14 protein-coding genes, 1 rRNA gene and 1 pseudogene are annotated in these 17,607 nt (G+C 41.9%); 15 read left to right on the top strand and 1 reads right to left on the bottom strand.

Translation table 11 applies throughout. From position 1 onward, the window contains the following. Nucleotides 1-51 precede the first annotated feature (51 nt). From rrf to hisC, 9 genes and pseudogenes are all read left to right on the top strand, one after another. A 5S ribosomal RNA gene (gene rrf, locus NI461_RS06275) occupies nucleotides 52-166 on the top strand. A gap of 239 nt (nucleotides 167-405) precedes the next feature. Further along, complete coding sequence (locus tag NI461_RS06270; protein ID WP_174659367.1) at nucleotides 406-1,851, top strand: RNA polymerase factor sigma-54; 1,446 nt, start codon at nucleotides 406-408, stop codon at nucleotides 1,849-1,851. A gap of 165 nt (nucleotides 1,852-2,016) precedes the next feature. Then, entirely contained in the window at nucleotides 2,017-2,349 is a 333-nt protein-coding gene (raiA, locus tag NI461_RS06265; RefSeq protein WP_151204339.1) for a ribosome-associated translation inhibitor RaiA, read from the top strand. Between the two features lie 134 nt (nucleotides 2,350-2,483). Further along, nucleotides 2,484-2,735, top strand: a complete 252-nt coding sequence (gene ibaG, locus NI461_RS06260; RefSeq protein ID WP_151204340.1) for a BolA family iron metabolism protein IbaG — start codon at nucleotides 2,484-2,486, stop codon at nucleotides 2,733-2,735. Between the two features lie 7 nt (nucleotides 2,736-2,742). Beyond that, entirely contained in the window at nucleotides 2,743-4,002 is a 1,260-nt protein-coding gene (murA, locus tag NI461_RS06255; RefSeq protein ID WP_253152176.1) for a UDP-N-acetylglucosamine 1-carboxyvinyltransferase, read from the top strand. Further along, nucleotides 3,999-4,700, top strand: a complete 702-nt coding sequence (gene hisG / locus NI461_RS06250) for an ATP phosphoribosyltransferase (RefSeq protein WP_174659370.1) — start codon at nucleotides 3,999-4,001, stop codon at nucleotides 4,698-4,700. Before murA ends, hisG begins: the two co-directional genes overlap by 4 nt. Nucleotides 4,701-4,940: 240 nt before the next feature. Next, nucleotides 4,941-5,105: pseudogene (locus NI461_RS06245) on the top strand (DUF4272 domain-containing protein); the annotation flags it as partial. 120 nt (nucleotides 5,106-5,225) lie between these two features. Beyond that, the gene (gene hisD, locus NI461_RS06240; RefSeq protein ID WP_253152178.1) at nucleotides 5,226-6,527 is read left to right on the top strand and encodes a histidinol dehydrogenase; all 1,302 of its coding nucleotides are present in this window, start codon (nucleotides 5,226-5,228) and stop codon (nucleotides 6,525-6,527) included. A 170-nt stretch (nucleotides 6,528-6,697) separates the two neighbouring features. Further along, nucleotides 6,698-7,789 carry a histidinol-phosphate transaminase gene (hisC, locus tag NI461_RS06235; RefSeq protein WP_174659372.1) on the top strand — a complete coding sequence of 364 codons (1,092 nt, stop codon included), beginning with the start codon at nucleotides 6,698-6,700 and terminating at the stop codon, nucleotides 7,787-7,789. A gap of 93 nt (nucleotides 7,790-7,882) precedes the next feature. On the opposite strand, the gene NI461_RS06230 is transcribed toward hisC, so the two are convergent. Then, nucleotides 7,883-9,241, bottom strand: coding sequence for an anthranilate synthase component I family protein (locus tag NI461_RS06230; protein ID WP_253152180.1), 1,359 nt, complete (start codon nucleotides 9,239-9,241; stop codon nucleotides 7,883-7,885). Between the two features lie 262 nt (nucleotides 9,242-9,503). Here NI461_RS06230 and NI461_RS06225 point away from each other — a divergent pair, with 262 nt between their 5' ends. The 6 genes from NI461_RS06225 (at nucleotide 9,504) to NI461_RS06200 (ending at nucleotide 17,577) form a co-directional block, all read left to right on the top strand. Continuing rightward, nucleotides 9,504-10,529 (top strand): DUF6160 family protein, encoded by a 1,026-nt coding sequence (locus NI461_RS06225; protein WP_174659374.1) that lies wholly within the window; start codon nucleotides 9,504-9,506, stop codon nucleotides 10,527-10,529. A gap of 184 nt (nucleotides 10,530-10,713) precedes the next feature. Further along, nucleotides 10,714-11,547 (top strand): C39 family peptidase, encoded by an 834-nt coding sequence (locus NI461_RS06220; protein WP_151204347.1) that lies wholly within the window; start codon nucleotides 10,714-10,716, stop codon nucleotides 11,545-11,547. Nucleotides 11,548-11,582: 35 nt separating this feature from the next. Then, nucleotides 11,583-12,800 carry a hypothetical protein gene (locus NI461_RS06215; RefSeq protein ID WP_174659375.1) on the top strand — a complete coding sequence of 406 codons (1,218 nt, stop codon included), beginning with the start codon at nucleotides 11,583-11,585 and terminating at the stop codon, nucleotides 12,798-12,800. Between the two features lie 12 nt (nucleotides 12,801-12,812). Beyond that, nucleotides 12,813-14,477 (top strand): OmpP1/FadL family transporter, encoded by a 1,665-nt coding sequence (locus NI461_RS06210; protein WP_253152182.1) that lies wholly within the window; start codon nucleotides 12,813-12,815, stop codon nucleotides 14,475-14,477. A gap of 49 nt (nucleotides 14,478-14,526) precedes the next feature. Further along, the gene (gene filE / locus NI461_RS06205) at nucleotides 14,527-15,612 is read left to right on the top strand and encodes a putative pilus assembly protein FilE (protein WP_306670471.1); all 1,086 of its coding nucleotides are present in this window, start codon (nucleotides 14,527-14,529) and stop codon (nucleotides 15,610-15,612) included. A 21-nt stretch (nucleotides 15,613-15,633) separates the two neighbouring features. Further along, nucleotides 15,634-17,577, top strand: coding sequence for a hypothetical protein (locus tag NI461_RS06200; protein WP_174659378.1), 1,944 nt, complete (start codon nucleotides 15,634-15,636; stop codon nucleotides 17,575-17,577). The last annotated feature ends 30 nt before the right edge of the window (nucleotides 17,578-17,607 follow it).

Raw genomic sequence — 17,607 nt, 5'->3', positions numbered from 1 at the left:
AAACACTGCAAAGCAGTCAGATAAGACCCGAACAAGTCCATAAACAGTTGTGCTGGCGACCATAGCAAGAGTGAACCACCTGATCCCTTCCCGAACTCAGAAGTGAAACCTCTTTGCGCTGATGGTAGTGTGGGGTTACCCATGTGAGAGTAAGTCATCGCCAGCTCATTATTCAAAATCCCCCTGCTAATCAGCAGGGGGATTTCTTTTTTATAAAAAGAAAAATAAGAACAATGGTTTGGATGTCCTGCGAGAAAAATAGAGTGCAAAGAAAGGAGTTGAGAGTATTCATCTTTAAACTATAAATAAGTGAAGGTGAGTGTGGAATTTATAAAAACTATGCTATAACAAATAAAACGGCATAAAAATTGCTTATAAAATGAGATTTCTATAATAGGAGGGTACATGAAATTATCAGTGGGCTTGAAAATTGCAAACTCGCTCTCCTTAACTCCGCAGCTTCAACAAGCGATTCGCTTATTGCAATTATCCAGCCTGGAGTTGGAACAAGAAATACAATTACAACTAGACAGTAACCCTTTACTAGAAGAAGTTGAAGAGCAAATTATCACTGAAAATCTCTCAACGATTGATGTGGATCAGCAAGATTTAACCCATGCGTTAAATGCAGATCATCTTCCTGATGATTTACCAGTTGATACAGATTGGGATGATGTTTATACCCATCAACCTACCAGTCTCAGCGCAGCGGATTTTGAAGAGCGTGAGGATAATCGCCAGAGGCAGCAAAGCTTGCAAGAACATATGCTTGAGCAGATTAATCTTTTACACTTTTCCAAGGTTGATCAGCTCATTGCCTACTGTATTGTTGACTCGCTAGATAATAAAGGTTTTTTAGATACAGACATTGCAGAGATTACCGCCTCGGTACAACAATTGCTTGCCTCTATGGATTATGAGGAAGTGGTTGAAGAAGATGAAGTGTCGGTGGTGTTGAAACATATTCAACGCCTTGATCCAGTAGGGGTTGGAGCAAGGAATCTGGCAGAATGCCTGCTGATTCAGCTTGAAGGTGTAGCTGTCACTACGCCTTGTAGACAGGATGCAATAAAATTATTGCAGCATTATGAGCTGCTCATTAGTAATGAATTACCGAAGTTAATTAAACAGACCGGTTTAAATCAGGATCAACTGCGTTGTGCGCTTGATCTGCTTAAGACACTTAAACCTTATCCGGGACAGGAGTTCGAGGATAAAACCTGCAATTATCAGATTCCGGATGTGGTCGTGAGGAAAAAAAATGGTCGTTGGCATGTGGCTTTAAATCCGGATGTAATGCCAAAGCTTAGACTCAATTCTTTTTATAGCAATATGATCCGTCGGGCCGATCAGAGTGAGGATAATCAATATCTGCGTAACCAGATGCTGGAGGCAAAGAATTTTATTAAAAGTATTGATGAACGACATAAAACACTCTTGAAAGTGGCCTGCTGTATTGTTGAACATCAAAAGGCATTTTTGGAAATTGGTGTAGAGGGCATGAAGCCGCTGGTATTGCGTGATATTGCGGAAGAAGTTGAGTTGCATGAATCGACTGTTTCTCGTGTAACCACCAATAAATTTATGCTGACACCGCGTGGTCTGTTTGAGCTGAAATATTTCTTTTCAAGTCATGTCAGTACGACTTCTGGCGGTGAAGCTTCCTCAACAGCCATTCGCGCTAAAATTAAAAAATTGATTGCAGAAGAAAATGTACGTAAACCTTTATCCGATAATGCCATTGCAAGTTTATTAAAAGAAGATGGTATTGATGTAGCACGTCGTACAGTTGCAAAGTATCGTGAATCGTTACATATCCCGTCATCTTCTGAACGAAAAGTCTTGATCTAAGCTTAAAAATTTGACTATTCTAAAGATTCATTATGACCGTGTAATGAATCTATTTTATTTTGAGGCGCAGTAAAATAATTTAATTCCCAATTTTATATGTTGAATAAGCGTATTAGGTTATTTTCTGGGACTCGTCTAATCCTAACGAAGGTGAGGGATAGAATTATGCAAATAACAATTCGTGGACATCATTTATCAATTACACCAGCAATTGAAGAGCGTATAAAAAATCAGTTTTCGCAAATGACCAAACACCTCGATCAGGTGAATAGTATGCAGGTAAAACTCTCCAAAGATCATCAAATAGACAAGCGCTCAAAAAAAGGCAGCAGCAATCATATTGCCGAAGCGATTATACGCTTACCCGGTATTGAGTTTTTTGCTCATGCCAATGCGGATGATATGTATACCTCAATTAAACTGCTGACAGAAAAATTAAAACGACAAATTGATCGTTATCGGGAAATGCACCTGCATCAGCAGGTTTTAATGGGCTAAATAGCCCAATATAAGAAGGAGGCTTTTTAAAAGCCTCTTTTTTTATGCGTATAATGGATAGACTAATGAACTATTTTTTCTATTTATAGTAAAATGGCTGGTTTTATACCCTTAGCCTTATAAGAGGTCTTGTGATGAATAGTGAACAGCTCGCTGAAATTTTAAAAGCCGCTTTCCCCGAGGCGGATGTTGCTGTGAGTGGTCAGGGCGGAAAATTTGATCTCCGTATTGTGGATGATCAATTTGAAGGTAAGCGTCCAGTTGCACGCCAACAAGCTGTTTATGCTCCTCTCAATGCCCATATTGCCAGTGGTGCAGTTCACGCAGTAACAATTCGCGCGATGACAAAAGAAGAATGGCGCAAAGCAAGCTTATTTGGAGCTTAATCATTTAATGGATAAATTTTTAATTCAGGGCGGTATCAAGCTCGAAGGTGAAGTGCGCATTTCTGGTGCCAAAAATGCGGCACTTCCTTTATTGGCAGCAATGATTCTTGCTGACTCTCCAATTACATTAAGAAACGTACCTTGCCTTAAAGACGTAAAGACGCTGGTCAAGCTGATTGCAGGCCTAGGTATTACTATGTCCTATGAAGGCGACACGGTCGTTGCAGATACGTCTACATTAAATAATCAGTTTGCACCTTATGAGCTGGTAAAAACTATGCGTGCCTCTATTTTAGTGCTGGGTCCATTATTGGCGCGCTATGGCAGTGCAAAAGTTTCTTTACCGGGTGGCTGTGCGATTGGTTCACGTCCAGTCGACCAGCATTTAAAAGCCCTTGAAGCTTTAGGGGCAGAAATTGAAGTTGAAGCTGGTTATGTCAATGCCAAAGTCGCTGGGCGCCTTAAAGGGGGTGAAGTCGTTTTTGATATGGTAACCGTGGGTGGTACAGAAAACATCCTGATGGCAGCGGTATTAGCCGAAGGCGTGACCACCATTCGTAATGCAGCCCGCGAGCCTGAAATTACTGATCTTGCGCAAATGCTGATCAAAATGGGTGCCAAGATTGAAGGGGTAGATACTGATACGCTTGTTGTCACAGGTGTTGAAAGCCTGCACGGCTGTGAATATTCGGTAGTTGCAGACCGTATTGAAACGGGCTCTTATCTGGCGGCTGCGGCGATCACTGGGGGCCGTGTGAAGACCACGCATACTGATCCAGTTTTAATGGAAGTGGTATTGGAAAAATTCGAGGAAATGGGTGCAGAAGTTACCCGTGGTGATGACTGGATTGAGCTGGACATGATGGGTAAACGTCCAAAAGCCGTCAGCTTTCGTACTTTGCCACATCCAGAATTCCCGACAGATATGCAAGCACAATTGATGGCTGTGAATGCCATTGCTCAGGGTTTTGCCACCATTTCTGAAACGATTTTTGAAAACCGATTCATGCATGTACCTGAATTGGCCCGTATGGGTGCAAATATTCAGGTCGAAGGTAATGATGCTGTAGTCACAGGTGTGGAAAAATTATCTGCTGCACCAGTCATGGCGACAGATTTACGTGCTTCTTTTTCTTTGGTTTTAGCAGCATTGGCGGCCGAAGGGGAAACATTGATTGACCGTATTTATCATATTGATCGCGGTTATGAAGAAGTCGAAGCAAAACTACAAGGTCTAGGCGCCCAAATTAAGCGAGTAAGTGAATGAGCGAAATGAGAAACGATGATCCAAACTTTGACGTAATGGGCAATTTTGATCATGGTTTAACTTTAGCACTAAGCAAGGGCCGTATCTTAAAAGAAACTTTACCGCTGCTTGAAACAGCAGGGATTAATTTACTTGAAGATCCGGATAAATCGCGTAAATTGATTTTCCCAACTACCCATAAGCAGGTACGTATTCTGATTTTACGTGCCTCTGATGTACCGACTTATGTGGAAAATGGTGCAGCAGATATTGGGGTTGCGGGTAAGGATGTGCTCATGGAGCATGGTGCGCAAAATGTCTATGAGCCTTTGGACTTAAAGATTGCCAACTGCAAACTCATGACTGCGGGTAAAGTGGGCATGGTTCGACCGAAAGGCCGTTTAAAAATTGCCACCAAATATGTAAATCTGACCCGTCAATATTATGCCAGCCTTGGCGAACAAGTGGACGTCATTAAGCTCTACGGTTCAATGGAGCTTGCTCCATTGGTCGGTTTGGGCGATTACATTGTTGACGTAGTGGATACTGGCAATACGCTACGTGCCAACGGCCTGGAGCCTTTGGAGGAGATTTGCAAAGTATCATCACGTCTGATTGTCAATAAAGCCAGTTTTAAGCGTAAGCAAACATTATTGAATCCGATTTTGACACAGCTAGAACAAGCCGTTGAAGCACGTGAGCAGGCAAAAAAAGCCTAGTTCCATGCCATGAAGAACCGCCCCTTGAGGGCGGTTTTTTTATATTTGGATCAGAACCCCTAAGTCAAGATAAGTCCGCGACAAATTGATACCGGCCAACTTGATAGAGGCAAGATGCTTTAAAAATATTTTATAGGTAAGGGAGAATCTAGTGAAAATGCTGCAACAAAGCAAACAGGAGTCTTTTTCCAGATTACAGTTAGAATCGGTCGCTTATATTGATTGGCTACCATTGATTGAGAAGCTGATTTAATCTATTGCTATAACTGGGCATGTGTCGATGCAAGACTGAAACAATAACAGGCACCTGCAGGATTAAATTCATCGATTGTACTTGAACAACATGGCGCTTTAAATTGGCTGCTCCAGCATGATAATGATTGGGACCACCCGGATGTCAGCACTGAGTACCCGATTTTGGCAAGAGTAAAAGTAATTTCCAATCAGTTCAAGTTGAAATGCCGATGTTATCTTGTCCACAATCACATGGAAACAAGGTAAACTAATCTTTTCCATATCAACCTTGTGGGTAAATTGATGCGACGTTTATCGACTCAAGATCAGAACTTCAAGCAGGCTTTTGCTGACTTGTTGGCTTTTGAAACAGTGAGTGATCCTGAACTTTTAAAAACCGTAGACCAAATCATTGCAGACGTACGTCAGCATGGTGATGCTCATGTTCTTAAACTTACTCAGCAGTTCGATCGACATCCAGCGCATCAATTTTCAGATCTGGAACTGACTCAGGAACAACTTAAAGCGGCATTTGAGGGTTTAACTGTAGAAGTCCGTGAGGCGCTGGAGCTGGCTGCGAGCCGTATCCGCGAATTTCATCAGGCCCAGAAACAGGACGGCTGGACCTATATTGATGCCTTGGGTAACACACTCGGTCAAAAAGTTACACCACTGGATCGTGTGGGTATTTATGTGCCTGGTGGTCTGGCGTCTTATCCATCTTCTGTGCTGATGAATGCTATACCTGCACACGTTGCGGGTGTGTCTGAAATTGTGATGGTGGTGCCTGCACCGAATGGTGAACTGAATCCTTTAGTCCTTGCAGCAGCCTATTTGGCGGGTGTACATCGCGTCTTTACCATTGGTGGCGCACAAGCCGTGGCAGCCTTGGCTTATGGTACAGAGACCATTCCTTCTGTTGATAAAATCACAGGACCGGGAAACCGTTTTGTCGCTGCGGCAAAACGAGCAGTGTTTGGTCAAGTTGGCATTGACATGATTGCAGGACCTTCTGAAATTTTAGTCTATGCAGAAGGCGAAAATAATGCTGAATGGTTGGCAATGGATTTATTGTCACAAGCTGAGCATGACACTGTGGCACAAGCCGTTTTCATTACGCCAGATGAAGCATTGTTAAATGCAGTCGGAGAATGGATTGAAAAACATTTAGAAGCACTGCCAAAAGCAGATATTGCACGAACTTCAATTGATAACCGTGGTGCATTGGTTTTAGTCAAAGACCGTGCTGAAGGTGCTGAGCTGATTAACCAAGTTGCGCCTGAACATTTAATGCTGTGCTTAGATGAAGCTGAGGCAATGGCAGAAGATATTCGCCATGCGGGTGCCATCTTTATGGGGCGCTATACTCCAGAAGCGATTGGGGACTACTGTGCAGGACCGAACCATGTCTTGCCAACCTCAGGTACAGCACGCTTTTCATCACCACTGGGTGTCTACGATTTCCAAAAGCGTTCCAGCCTGATTATGTGCTCTGAAGATGGTGTGAAAATCCTAGCCAAAACCGCTGATATCTTGGCACAGCAAGAAAATCTGGATGCTCACGCACGTTCAGCACGCTATCGTTATCAATAATCGAGTTTTCCCCACATTCTAAAACAATACCAAACCCCTTCTCCCTCAGGGAGAAGGTTAGGATGAGGGAGAATACAAATAATTTCTCAGTTGGGCGTTTATCTCTCCCAAACCCTCTTCTGAAGAGAGAGGGCTTACCCTGATGTAAGTTGAGTATAAAGAGAAAGAAAATGTCAAATATCACTACAGAACAAATGCGTTTTTGGAGCCCTGAAGTATGTGAGCTAGAGCCTTATGTACCAGGGGAGCAGCCCAAAATCCAAAATTTATTAAAATTAAATACCAATGAAAACCCATATCCGCCTTCTCCAAAAGTGGTGGAAGCGGTGCAAAAAGTGTTAGCCAATTCAGCAGATGTATTACGTTTATATCCAGATCCAGATGCTGCCGAACTCAAACAGGCCATTGCAAAACAGCAAAATGTCGCTGTTGAAAATGTCTTTGTGGGTAATGGTTCTGATGAAGTGCTTGCGCATATTTTTAAAGCATTTTTTGTGCAAGAGTTGCCCTTGCTTTACCCGGATATTACCTACAGTTTCTATCCGGTCTACAGTCAATTCTTTAGGGTGAAAACCAAGGCTCTGCCATTAAATGATGACTTTGAGATTGTGGTAGATGATTATAAACAGCCAAATGGTGGGATTATCATCACCAATCCAAATGCGCCAACTAGTATTGCCTTAGGCTTGGCAGCGATTGAAGAAGTACTTCAGGCCAATCCAAACTCCGTGGTTGTCATTGATGAAGCCTATGTGGATTTTGGTGCTGAATCTGCCGTCAGTCTGGTGGAGAAATATGAAAACTTGGTGGTCTGTCAAACAACGTCGAAATCTCGGTCGCTTGCAGGCTTACGTGTGGGTTTTGCCATTGCACAGCCACACTTAATTGCAGCACTGGAAGCAGTAAAAAACAGTTTTAACTCTTATCCGATGGATCGTTTTGCCATAGCTGCGGCAGTAGCCTCTTTTGAAGATCAGGCTTATTTTGAAGCACAAAATCAGAAGGTGATAGCCAGTCGTGAACAGCTGATTGCCCAATTAACTGAAATCGGATTTAAAATTTTACCATCGAGTGCCAACTTCATTTTTGTAACCTTGCCTACAAAAGATGCGAGTGAATTAGCAGCAGAATTACGTGAACGAGGTATTATTGTACGTTACTTTAATAAACCGCGGATTAACCAGTATCTACGGATTACTATTGGAACGGATGAGCAAAATCAGCGTTTAGTCAATACATTGAAAAATGATATTTTGGCCTGATTCTATCTCTTTTAATCTTCCTTTTATCAACACAAACTCTTGTCTTTTCTAACAGGAGAGTGAGACAAAATTTGAATCTAATAAAAGCGAATCTCAGGATTCGCTTTTTTGTAGATTGGGCATATACCAGGTATTTAATAAATCTATCATGGCTGAAACTTTATCAAAGCATTCCTGATATTCAGCATCACAATCAGAGGCAATGGTAATACCGCCGCCTGCCCATAAGGAAATATCTTGCTGGTACTTCTGAATGGAGCGAATCAGAATATTCCAGGAGCCTGTACCATCCTGATTAAAATACCCCATCGAGCCACAATAGGCACCGCGCGGAGCACCTTCTAGTTCTTTAATGATCTGCATGGCACGAATTTTGGGAGCACCGGTAATTGAGCCGCCGGGAAGGGCAGACATTAGTACCTCAAAAGGGTTTACTTCAGGTTTCAATTTTGCTTCCACCTCGCTCACCATATGATGTACTTGATTAAAGCTTTCAATATTAAAAAGTTTTGGTGTTTTAACTGAACCTGTTTCCGCATAAACACTCAGATCATTACGTAACAGGTCAACAATCATGACATTTTCTGCCATATCCTTTTTTGAAGATTGTAATCTTTGTTTCGATTGTTCATCCTGAACTGGATCACTATAGCGTGGCATAGTGCCTTTGATCGGTTTGGTGATGATTTTGCGATTCGCTTCAAAATCAATAAACAGCTCGGGCGAACAGCTTAATAATTCAAAATCGTTAATTTTTAAATACCCTGAATACGGTGCATCAGTCAGTTGCCAAAATTTTGAGGCAGTTGCTAATAATGAGCCTTCGGCCTGAGCCACAAACTCTTGGGTTAAGTTAATCTGATAACAGTCACCAGCAACAATATAATCCTGAATTTTTTGAAATGCCTGATCATAGGTAGATTTATTCCAGCGTGGTTGACAGAGGTTTTTAAGTTGAAGTTCTGGCAGATGGGAGGGCTGAATTAAAAGGAGCTGAATATAATTAAACATCTCGTCTGCTTGAGGATCATCACTATAAAATATCCAGTCCCCGGCAATCGGTTTAATATAAGAGTTAAATTGACCTAAAAATAAAGCAGGCTGGGATTTATTTGGATAATCAACCTGCTGTTGAGCAGCATAATCATAGCCAATAAAACCGACATAGCCTCCTGAAAAACTATTCGTTTCATTTGTCATTGTATGCTGATCATGAAGGAAATTTATATCAAATTTCATATTATGAGGGTGATATTGATCAATACCGATTCTTTTAAATCCCCTCACTTGTTCAGCCTGAACAATAAAATATTCCCGTGCACAGCAGGCAATAAAAGGTTGGCCATCATTATTTAAATAGACCAGATGATCTAGGCTGTTTAATGTAGACAGCATATCTTCAAGCAAAGGAGATAGAACTTTTAAAGGACGTTGATACAAGGTCTTGGTCATGCAAATTAATAGATTTCGAGATGACCTGTTATTTTATATCAAGCAGCACAAAAAATACTTTTAAATCGCCAAATACCGTTTGTCGGTAAGCCGTAGATTGCGACCAACGACAGTTGATCAAAATCCGCCTCAACGCTAAGTTAAGTGGGCGAGCAAAATTACTCAAGGAAAGATGTTTTGGGTTGTTAGAAAATAAAAAAATACAACCTGAACACTGAGTGATTCACAACCAAAAAAAATAGTACTCTTGGGAGAGTAAACAATGAAAAAATTCACTAAATTAGCTTTAGCGACTTCAATTGCTTTCAGTGCAAATGCGATGGCGATGCAAGCCATGGATGATGCATCTCTTAGCGCCACAACGGGTCAAGATGGTATCAATATCGGGATCGGTATTTCAAAAATTGAAATTGATAAACTTTTTATTCATGACAATGATGGTTTAGATACTAGCCCTGCGGGTGGAACAGCTACAGCGGGTGCCATTGTAATTAAAGGTGATGGCAAGGCCGGCAGCGTAAATGAAAATCATGGTCTCGTCATTGGTGCAAACTATGACTCCCTGTTGGCGTCTAAGAACTTGGCTGATTTGCAGATTGACTCGGATGCGGGTAATACTGCCAATGGTGGGGCATTCTTAAATATTGCTGCGCAAGTTTCAGGTTTAAAGATTAATATTGGTGAAATTGGTGTAGCTGCATCGAATGCTATGCCAGATGCAAGTGCGACTTCTATCCGTCGTGGTGCTTCTACAAGCAATTATAATGCGATTTTAAGTGGCCTGGAAATCGTAACCGGTACAATGGATGCGAATATTCAGGTCGGTGCTGCTCCTCAAGGTGCAATGATCAAGTTAAATACAACAATGGTGGGCGGTCTGGAAATCAAAAACCTAGGTATCCTTGATAACTCGACAAAAGGTAAATCTATTGGCGAGGTTACAGTTGGCGGTAATACTGTTTCTGTAGCTCCTCAAGAAGCGGGTGAAATCTTTATCGAGAGTATCAAAGTGGCTGATGCAAACTCTAAAGATTTAACCATTAGTCAAAATATCTCCGTATTTAATGATGCTTATGTTGGCCCTTCTACCACGGTCGGTAAGGCTGCACATCTCCGTATCGTAAGTAATGATACGGGGGCAAAAGACCAATATATTAAAGGCATCCATTTAGGTAGCCGCACCGCAGGTTCAATTGGTGATATGGAAGTCCAAGGTCTTCAAACTTATTATTCGCCAACTGCTGGCACATATACAAAAGGCGCAGTTATTACGATTTCTGGTCGTTAATATTGCATAAAAAAGCGCGTGTTTACACGCGCTTTTTTTACGCATAAATATTTATCTGAAAAATAAAAAAATGCTGTTTTTTTTTGAAAAAAAAGGTATCTTGCTAGTTACAAGGAAGTAGAGTGAATACTCTATAAAAATAAAAGTAAGCATATTCTGCTGATGATAAGAAAAGTTAATAAATATGTTAGAGATTGCGTTGGGCTCGGCATTGATATATTACGCTGCCAAAGAAGCTCTGGATATTAAAAAACAGCCGCAGGGAGCTGTTCACTATACTGAAGTTCTTGATTCACGAAATGATTCTTTTGTGCGTATGCACCGTGAACCGGTAGAAGTCAAACCTGCTATTTTCGAGCAGTTCCAGGGAATTGTACGCCAAGCTTATGATTATAGCTGCGGTTCCGCTGCACTCACCACCTTGCTGAATGGTTATGTAGGCACACAATTAGATGAAGAGCAGGTGATGAATGGTCTGATCAAATTTGGTGAAACAGACAGAATCATTGAGCGCCGTAGCTTTTCTCTTCTTGATATGAAGCGTTTTGTGGCTGCTTTAGGTTTGGAAAGCGGGGGGTATCGTGGTGAGTTCGACGATTTGGTCAAACAGGGGCAGCCTGCAATTGTGCCTATTTCTTATGCAGGATTTAAGCACTTCGTTGTTTATAAAGCTTATAAAGATGGACGGGTTTATGTAGCTGATCCGGCATTGGGGAATATCAGTTTTGATGTACAGCGTTTTAAAGATATTTGGGAAAATAACACTCTCTATTTAATTAATGTGCCAGAACAATATCGAAAAAATTTCTTGACCTTAAAAGACACCGATATGCGGCATGTAGAGGATGCAACGATTAACCGTTATGCCTTGGTTGACCTGCAGTATCCACAATTTTATATGGATAAAATTGCTGATAAAGCTTCAACAATCCGTATGGACCGTAATCGCAATACAGAATCAGAGCAATTTGGGGAATATCAATATAATTTCCTAAGGCTGTATTACAAAAACAAATAAAACCAGAACCTGGCTATAAAAATTAAAATGGTGAAATGGATATGAATGGTAAATGGATGAACAAGACGTTTTTGGTACTCAGTATTCAAATGGTAATGGGAGTTGCATTTGCTGCTGAAGAACCTGCATTGGGTGAATATGAAAGTGTGGATGAAGAGGTCATTGAAACTGCTACAGCAGCTCAAACCAGTCAAGTTGAATCATCTTCTGTTGAAGATGTAAAGCTGGGTGCAGATGAAATAGTCCAGGAAGAAATAGCTACTGACACTACAGCCTCTGTAGAAACTCAAACGCCAGCCCAACCTCAGGCAACACAAAGCACCAATGCCTCTCAAGCCTTACAGCAACAAGAGGGCGATACTACTCAGGCTGGAAATTTAGAAGAAGTATTTACTTCAAATGAGCGTCAATATTCACTGATTAAAAAAGGTGAGATTTCCTCTTATTATGATATTGATTATACCTATTATCGAGATACTCAGCTTGATATGGAAATGGCGCAAGGCCAACTTTACCAGCTACGTGTCCAGGAAAATGCAACGCATAGTCTGACCAATACATTCACTTTTCAATATGGTTTAAAAGATAATTTAACTTTAACAGCATCCTTACCTTTGGTGGCGAAAAGTGATCTGTTAAAAGACACCTCTACGGCGGGACTTGGAGATATTAATTTAGGCGCACGATGGGAACCCTTCCCGCTAAAAGCTGGCCGTTTACCACTCATTTTATTTGGCAATATCTCGACCAAAACTGGTGAAAGTCCTTATGAAATTAATGCCGCAACGGATCTGGCAGCAGGTAAGGGTTATTATTCTGTTGGTATAGGTGCAAGTACGCGCAAGTATATTGATCCGGTGGTTCTCTTTGCTTCCGTCTCGGCAAACTATGGATTCAAAGAATCCGGTTTAAACCAAATTCGCGGCCGACGCATCATTGAAGAGTTTGATCCAGGCATTAGCGGTGGTTTTGCTTTCGGTTTTGCCTATTCATTTAATTATGATGTTTCGATGACCATGTCTTATCAGCAAAGCTTTAACACGGGCGCAGAATTTAGCTATAACACGGGCGAGAGCTATTCGGCTGCAGATCAGACCAGTTCAACTTTTGCAATTTCTCTAGGAGTGCGGGTGTCTCCAGAAACGATTGTGAATGGAACCTTGGGCTTGGGTTTGACAGAAGATGCACCAGATGTTTCGTTGGGGCTTTCCTTCCCATTGGATATTTTAGGTTTCGGCAAGAAAATCAGTTAAGAGGGCTGTCGTATGAAGAATATTCGACTCAGCCCGTTATTAACAGGAATTATTCTTGCGGGCTGTTCAAGTTATACCTTTGCACAGTTGGGAACCAACCTTTCGGTTGATTTGCGTGCATTGTCCATGGGGAATGCGGTGACTGCAGACCCTCCAGGGGTGAATGCCATTCACTTTAACCCGGCAGGACTTACCAAGATTGATGGTCTGCAAACCGAGCAACAAATTATTATTGCAGATTTCAATATTCAGCGTGAGTTTAGTGTTCCAGCAGGCTATAACGTCTTCGGTTATTCTGATGATCCTCTAGTCTGTCACGACGGACCAGAAGTTTCATCTGACCTGTGTACCGACTTCAAGGGACCAGTTAACGGCGATGTAGAATATGTCAGCCTGTATGTGCCTATTCTGAAAAAAATGGTGGATTTGGGAGAAGGTTTGCCGATTGCGGCACCGACGATGGGAGTCGCTTATAATCCACCTGGATCGAAAGCAACCTATGCTACAGCTGTATATGCACCTTTAATTGCAGGTTTTGGCCATGAAGATGGTAATCCCGCCAACTTTATGGGACAGCAGGTCGCTTTGGAAAGGATCACTTATCTGTCCCCATCCATTGGTTATGAGATTAATGACCAGCTTTCGATTGGGGCATCTGTGGGAATGTCTTATCAGGCCGTTGCCATGAAAACAGATTTACGTTTTCCGAATGAGCTGATCGGCATGTTACGTATGATTGATGAAGTCGTATGTACACCATTTAAAGAAAACTCCGACATCATTACCGATATTTTATTACTCGGAATCTGTAATGCTGAAGAGGGGATGAATCCATTTGGTAAATTTGGCCAAATGGAGCTGGCACTGGAGCAGAACCTCAGTCCAAGTTATAACTTGGGTATCTTATGGGAGCCAACGGAAGACTTTAGTTTTGGTATGGTTTATCAAAGCGCGGCAAAAATGCGCTTAAAGGGCAAATATCATATTGATAATGCTAAAGCACCTCAGGAATTGATTCGGGGATTAATGACTTCACCAACCGGTCAGATCCTGGCTGCGATTCTGGGCTTTCCCAATTATATTCCTAGCAGTGAATCAGGGCTGGTGGCCATGGATTTTGAATATCCAGCCCACTTTCAGGCCGGTATTAAATATAAACTCATGCCGGATTTACAAGTTAATCTTGATATTGGCTGGACTGACTATAAAGCATGGGAGCAGTTTAAATTTGAATTTGATCGTAGTATTTCTGCTTTAAAAATTGCCAAACTTTTATCCCCGCATGTCACGGATTCTTCGCTTGCCTTGCCTTTAGGATTTGAATCGCCGTGGAACTTCGGCATAGGAGTAGAATATTCAGCAACCGACCGTTTAAAACTACGTGCGGGCTATGAGCCAAGAAACAGTGCAATTCCTAAGGATAAACGAAATACGATGGTTCCTATTAATGGGGCACAGTTATTTGGCCTAGGTCTGGGTTACCGTTTCGATGCTGATACCGATCTGGACTTATCTATTGGCTTTCTGCGCAGTAAAGATAACATTCCTGCCAACACCAGTAGCCTGGCGAATCAGACAGGTGTCAATAACCTGTTGCTCAACCCTTATGCAGGCTTGAATGTCAAAACAGATACCAAGATTACTATTTTAGGTTTGAACTATCGTACACGCTGGTAAGAAAAATATGATGAAAGCAGGGAAGACAGGGTTAAGGCTATTACTCGCCATGAGTTTGGGATCATGGTCATGGTATAGCTATGCTAAAGAGTTTATTAGCATCATTGGTCCGGATGGCCGACCTTTGGTAGTGCCGCGTACTGCGAATGAGCAGAAAACTAAGACAAAAAAAGTTCAAACTGCTCCAGTATCTCACTCTTCTCCCAAAGTCCTTTCCCAACAGGCACGGCAGAAGTCACAGAGTGCATCAGAAAATAATGTGACCAAGGCTGAGCCAGAAATGAGGTTGGTACAACCAGTACAACTACGAGCTAAAGTCGGGTATCCAGAGGTAGAGGCAGCTACACAGGTAACAAGTTTTTCAGCTTCCAATGTATCTCAATCCAAACCTCAGCAAGCTGTCACACTTCCTCATCCCACACCAGCTCCAAAGAGTGGATTTAGTCACATAGATGGCGTGGATTATGTAGAGAGTGAATATCTGGAAAGCAAAGAGTTTAATTTAGAAGGCAAAAAGCGTTTTTACAGTATGCCGGAAGGAGTGGTGGATAAGAATATAGGATCAACCCGAATACAAACGGTTGAGCGTGAGAAAGGCGTTGGGCAGTCTATTCTAAAATCTTTATTTGCTGGTCCGAGTGTAGATACGGCTCCTATTACACTTGCGCAAAGCTATTATCGTATTTCACAGTCAGAAACTGTTGAGAGTCTGGGACAGCAATGTTTTAAGCATAAAAAAGTTCAGCAGGCCAAACACATGATTGTAGGTAAACGTATCAATTTATGGCCACGCGCACCTTTAAAGGCGGATGAGTTTGATTTTGAAATAGTGAGGCTTGATCCGGGTATTAAAAATGTACAGATTCAGTCTTATGCAGCGCGCCAGCATAATCCTGCTTATTACTGGCCATTTGCAGTATTTTTAGATCAGAAAGCTTGTGTACTCGAAGGAGCAGGGGGCTTTAAAAGTCAGCAACAAGCAGCGAATATTATACGACATGAGTATATTGAAGGGATTATCCAGGTCCCAGAACAGGCTCGTTATCTGTTATTAACGCCATTAGCTTCAGCGATTGATATTGAAGACAAGCAGCTCACTAATTACGGACAATTAAAACTGGTCGCAATTCGTTAAGGATAATTTGAGTAAAAAAAAATGAAAAAGAATTTATTATATCCATTTGCTTTAACTACCCTGGTGATGGCTTTAACCGCCTGCGGAGGAGAAAGCGCCAACGTCATACCAGAACCCGAGGAAGCGACAACCAACGGCTCTTGTAATCCTACAGCAAGTAACTGTCTGGAATGGGGGCTTGAATATCCATTAGATGGTCTGAATTTTAATTGTAGCGGAGACAAAGAAAATAAGTTTATTACTTTGTTTAATGTACGCGATGGAGTGGCTTCAGGAAGCTGCCGGAAAACAGATCATGTGGAATTTTATATTGAGAGTCATGGTGGACGTAAGATTGAGCTTGGATCAATTAAACTGGGTGAGTTTCTGAGCTTGAGCACGACCAGCCAGCTTCCACGCTTGGGTGTTCTGGATATTGCCAAAGGTATTACTGGCCGATCTGTATATGAGTTGAAACCTTCGGATGCCACGGTTCAGGTAGCGATGAAACTGGTGAAAATCTGGCAGACCATGGCACTAGATCAAGGGAATATTTATAATCCGACAGATGTACAGCCGCTCTATATCGAAGATAGTCGTAAAGCCCTGGATCAGCTCAGCAAAAATATTAAATTGACGGATACTGACTTTGTAGAAATCCTGAAACCGGCACTGGATATTAGCAAGATTAGTGATGAGCAGGCATTTAAGGTGGTGGAAAAGTTAGCCAATATTGCCAATGCTGCGGTCTATCAGCCAGAATTTTCTTTATTCTCCACATCCGGGATTATCGGCAATCAGTTCTCGGGTTCAGATGGCCTGACGGGATGTAATAAACCAAGTTGTGATATTAAAGATAAAACAAATAAATACTTGTTTGGTCATTTCATGTTGATTACCGATCGTCAAGGCTATACTTTCGGCAGTGGACTGCAATGGCGCGATAGCCAGTTAAAGCTTGCTGATAGTAATCTGAGTTCACTCGGAGGAATCAATGCCGAGTTAATCCGTAAAGTCAAACCCCAGCAGATGACCGCAAATCCTCAGACCTCATGGATTCACCCTGCAACTAAGACTATTTCAAATTATAAAATGAATATTGGGCATAAAGAGGCAAATAATGAGAGCCAACTTGAGGTTTATCAGGGGCGTTTGCTCAGTGATTATGTGATGGCTGGAAAAGAAAATTTCTATAAACTGATCACTGGTAAAACCAGTTTAGATGACAATGACCGTGCAAGCTTAGGCTTATGGCGTATGAATGCGGACAGTGAAGATTATAGGGGAAGCGTAGATCTTTATAAGATTTATCCAATCAGTTATCTGGACCGGCAGGTTTTTAAAACAGTTGAAAATGTTCGCCCAGGAGAGAGCTATATCTTTCCAATGTACGGTAATCTGGAGTTTAAATTTACAGAGAGCAGTGTTGATCCGGTGACAGTCGGAATTATGATTGACAGTAATGGCAATGTGCGTACCAACCGTCAGTCAGCCACCCAACTTTCGACTGATCCAGTGAATGGTTGTATAGGGGACATCTTGGCAAATAATCTTTTGGATGAAAGAGGCGTGCAACAATACCGACTCGGGACTTTGGGGCGTGCTTTTACCCAGGATAAAACGGTATCCATGCGTTTGATCTTCGCAGATCCGGTGTTTGCTTCATTGAATGGAGCCTTGATTGGACTGAACTCGAGTATTCAAGGTTCAAGTAATTCAGCTGATCTGATTGTGGTCGGGGGAGCGCTACTGAATTTAAACCATGTGCTGAGTACACCAGTTGGACAAACAGGACGGGTCAGTTTCGCTAACTCTGCTGGAGAAAATGTTGGTTGGGCCAATACCTATGCCAGCTTCCAGAAAATTTATAATAACAATAATACGGATGAGAGCCCTGCTGATATCGAGGTGGCGAAATATAGTGGTGGAGAAGTCTCTTTTAGACTGGCTGAGTGTTATCAGGTTAAGGCGAAGACCAATGGATAATAAAAGTTATAGATAAGTAACCTGTCTTAA

The organism is Acinetobacter sp. S4400-12 (genome assembly GCF_024129495.1).
Classification (GTDB): domain Bacteria; phylum Pseudomonadota; class Gammaproteobacteria; order Pseudomonadales; family Moraxellaceae; genus Acinetobacter; species Acinetobacter lwoffii_C.
This window is presented reverse-complemented; position numbering and strand designations above follow the sequence as displayed.

Excerpts from the sequence above, each read along its gene's own strand:
- NI461_RS06230 (WP_253152180.1), bottom strand. The coding sequence starts at position 9,241 with ATGACCAAGACCTTGTATCAACGTCCTTTAAAAGTTCTATCTCCTTTG.
- filE (WP_306670471.1), top strand. The coding sequence starts at position 14,527 with ATGAGTTTGGGATCATGGTCATGGTATAGCTATGCTAAAGAGTTTATT.
- murA (WP_253152176.1), top strand. The coding sequence starts at position 2,743 with ATGGATAAATTTTTAATTCAGGGCGGTATCAAGCTCGAAGGTGAAGTG.
- NI461_RS06210 (WP_253152182.1), top strand. The coding sequence starts at position 12,813 with ATGAAGAATATTCGACTCAGCCCGTTATTAACAGGAATTATTCTTGCG.
- NI461_RS06200 (WP_174659378.1), top strand. The coding sequence starts at position 15,634 with ATGAAAAAGAATTTATTATATCCATTTGCTTTAACTACCCTGGTGATG.
- NI461_RS06215 (WP_174659375.1), top strand. The coding sequence starts at position 11,583 with ATGGATATGAATGGTAAATGGATGAACAAGACGTTTTTGGTACTCAGT.
- ibaG (WP_151204340.1), top strand. The coding sequence starts at position 2,484 with ATGAATAGTGAACAGCTCGCTGAAATTTTAAAAGCCGCTTTCCCCGAG.
- raiA (WP_151204339.1), top strand. The coding sequence starts at position 2,017 with ATGCAAATAACAATTCGTGGACATCATTTATCAATTACACCAGCAATT.
- NI461_RS06220 (WP_151204347.1), top strand. The coding sequence starts at position 10,714 with ATGTTAGAGATTGCGTTGGGCTCGGCATTGATATATTACGCTGCCAAA.
- NI461_RS06225 (WP_174659374.1), top strand. The coding sequence starts at position 9,504 with ATGAAAAAATTCACTAAATTAGCTTTAGCGACTTCAATTGCTTTCAGT.
- hisG (WP_174659370.1), top strand. The coding sequence starts at position 3,999 with ATGAGCGAAATGAGAAACGATGATCCAAACTTTGACGTAATGGGCAAT.
- NI461_RS06270 (WP_174659367.1), top strand. The coding sequence starts at position 406 with ATGAAATTATCAGTGGGCTTGAAAATTGCAAACTCGCTCTCCTTAACT.
- hisC (WP_174659372.1), top strand. The coding sequence starts at position 6,698 with ATGTCAAATATCACTACAGAACAAATGCGTTTTTGGAGCCCTGAAGTA.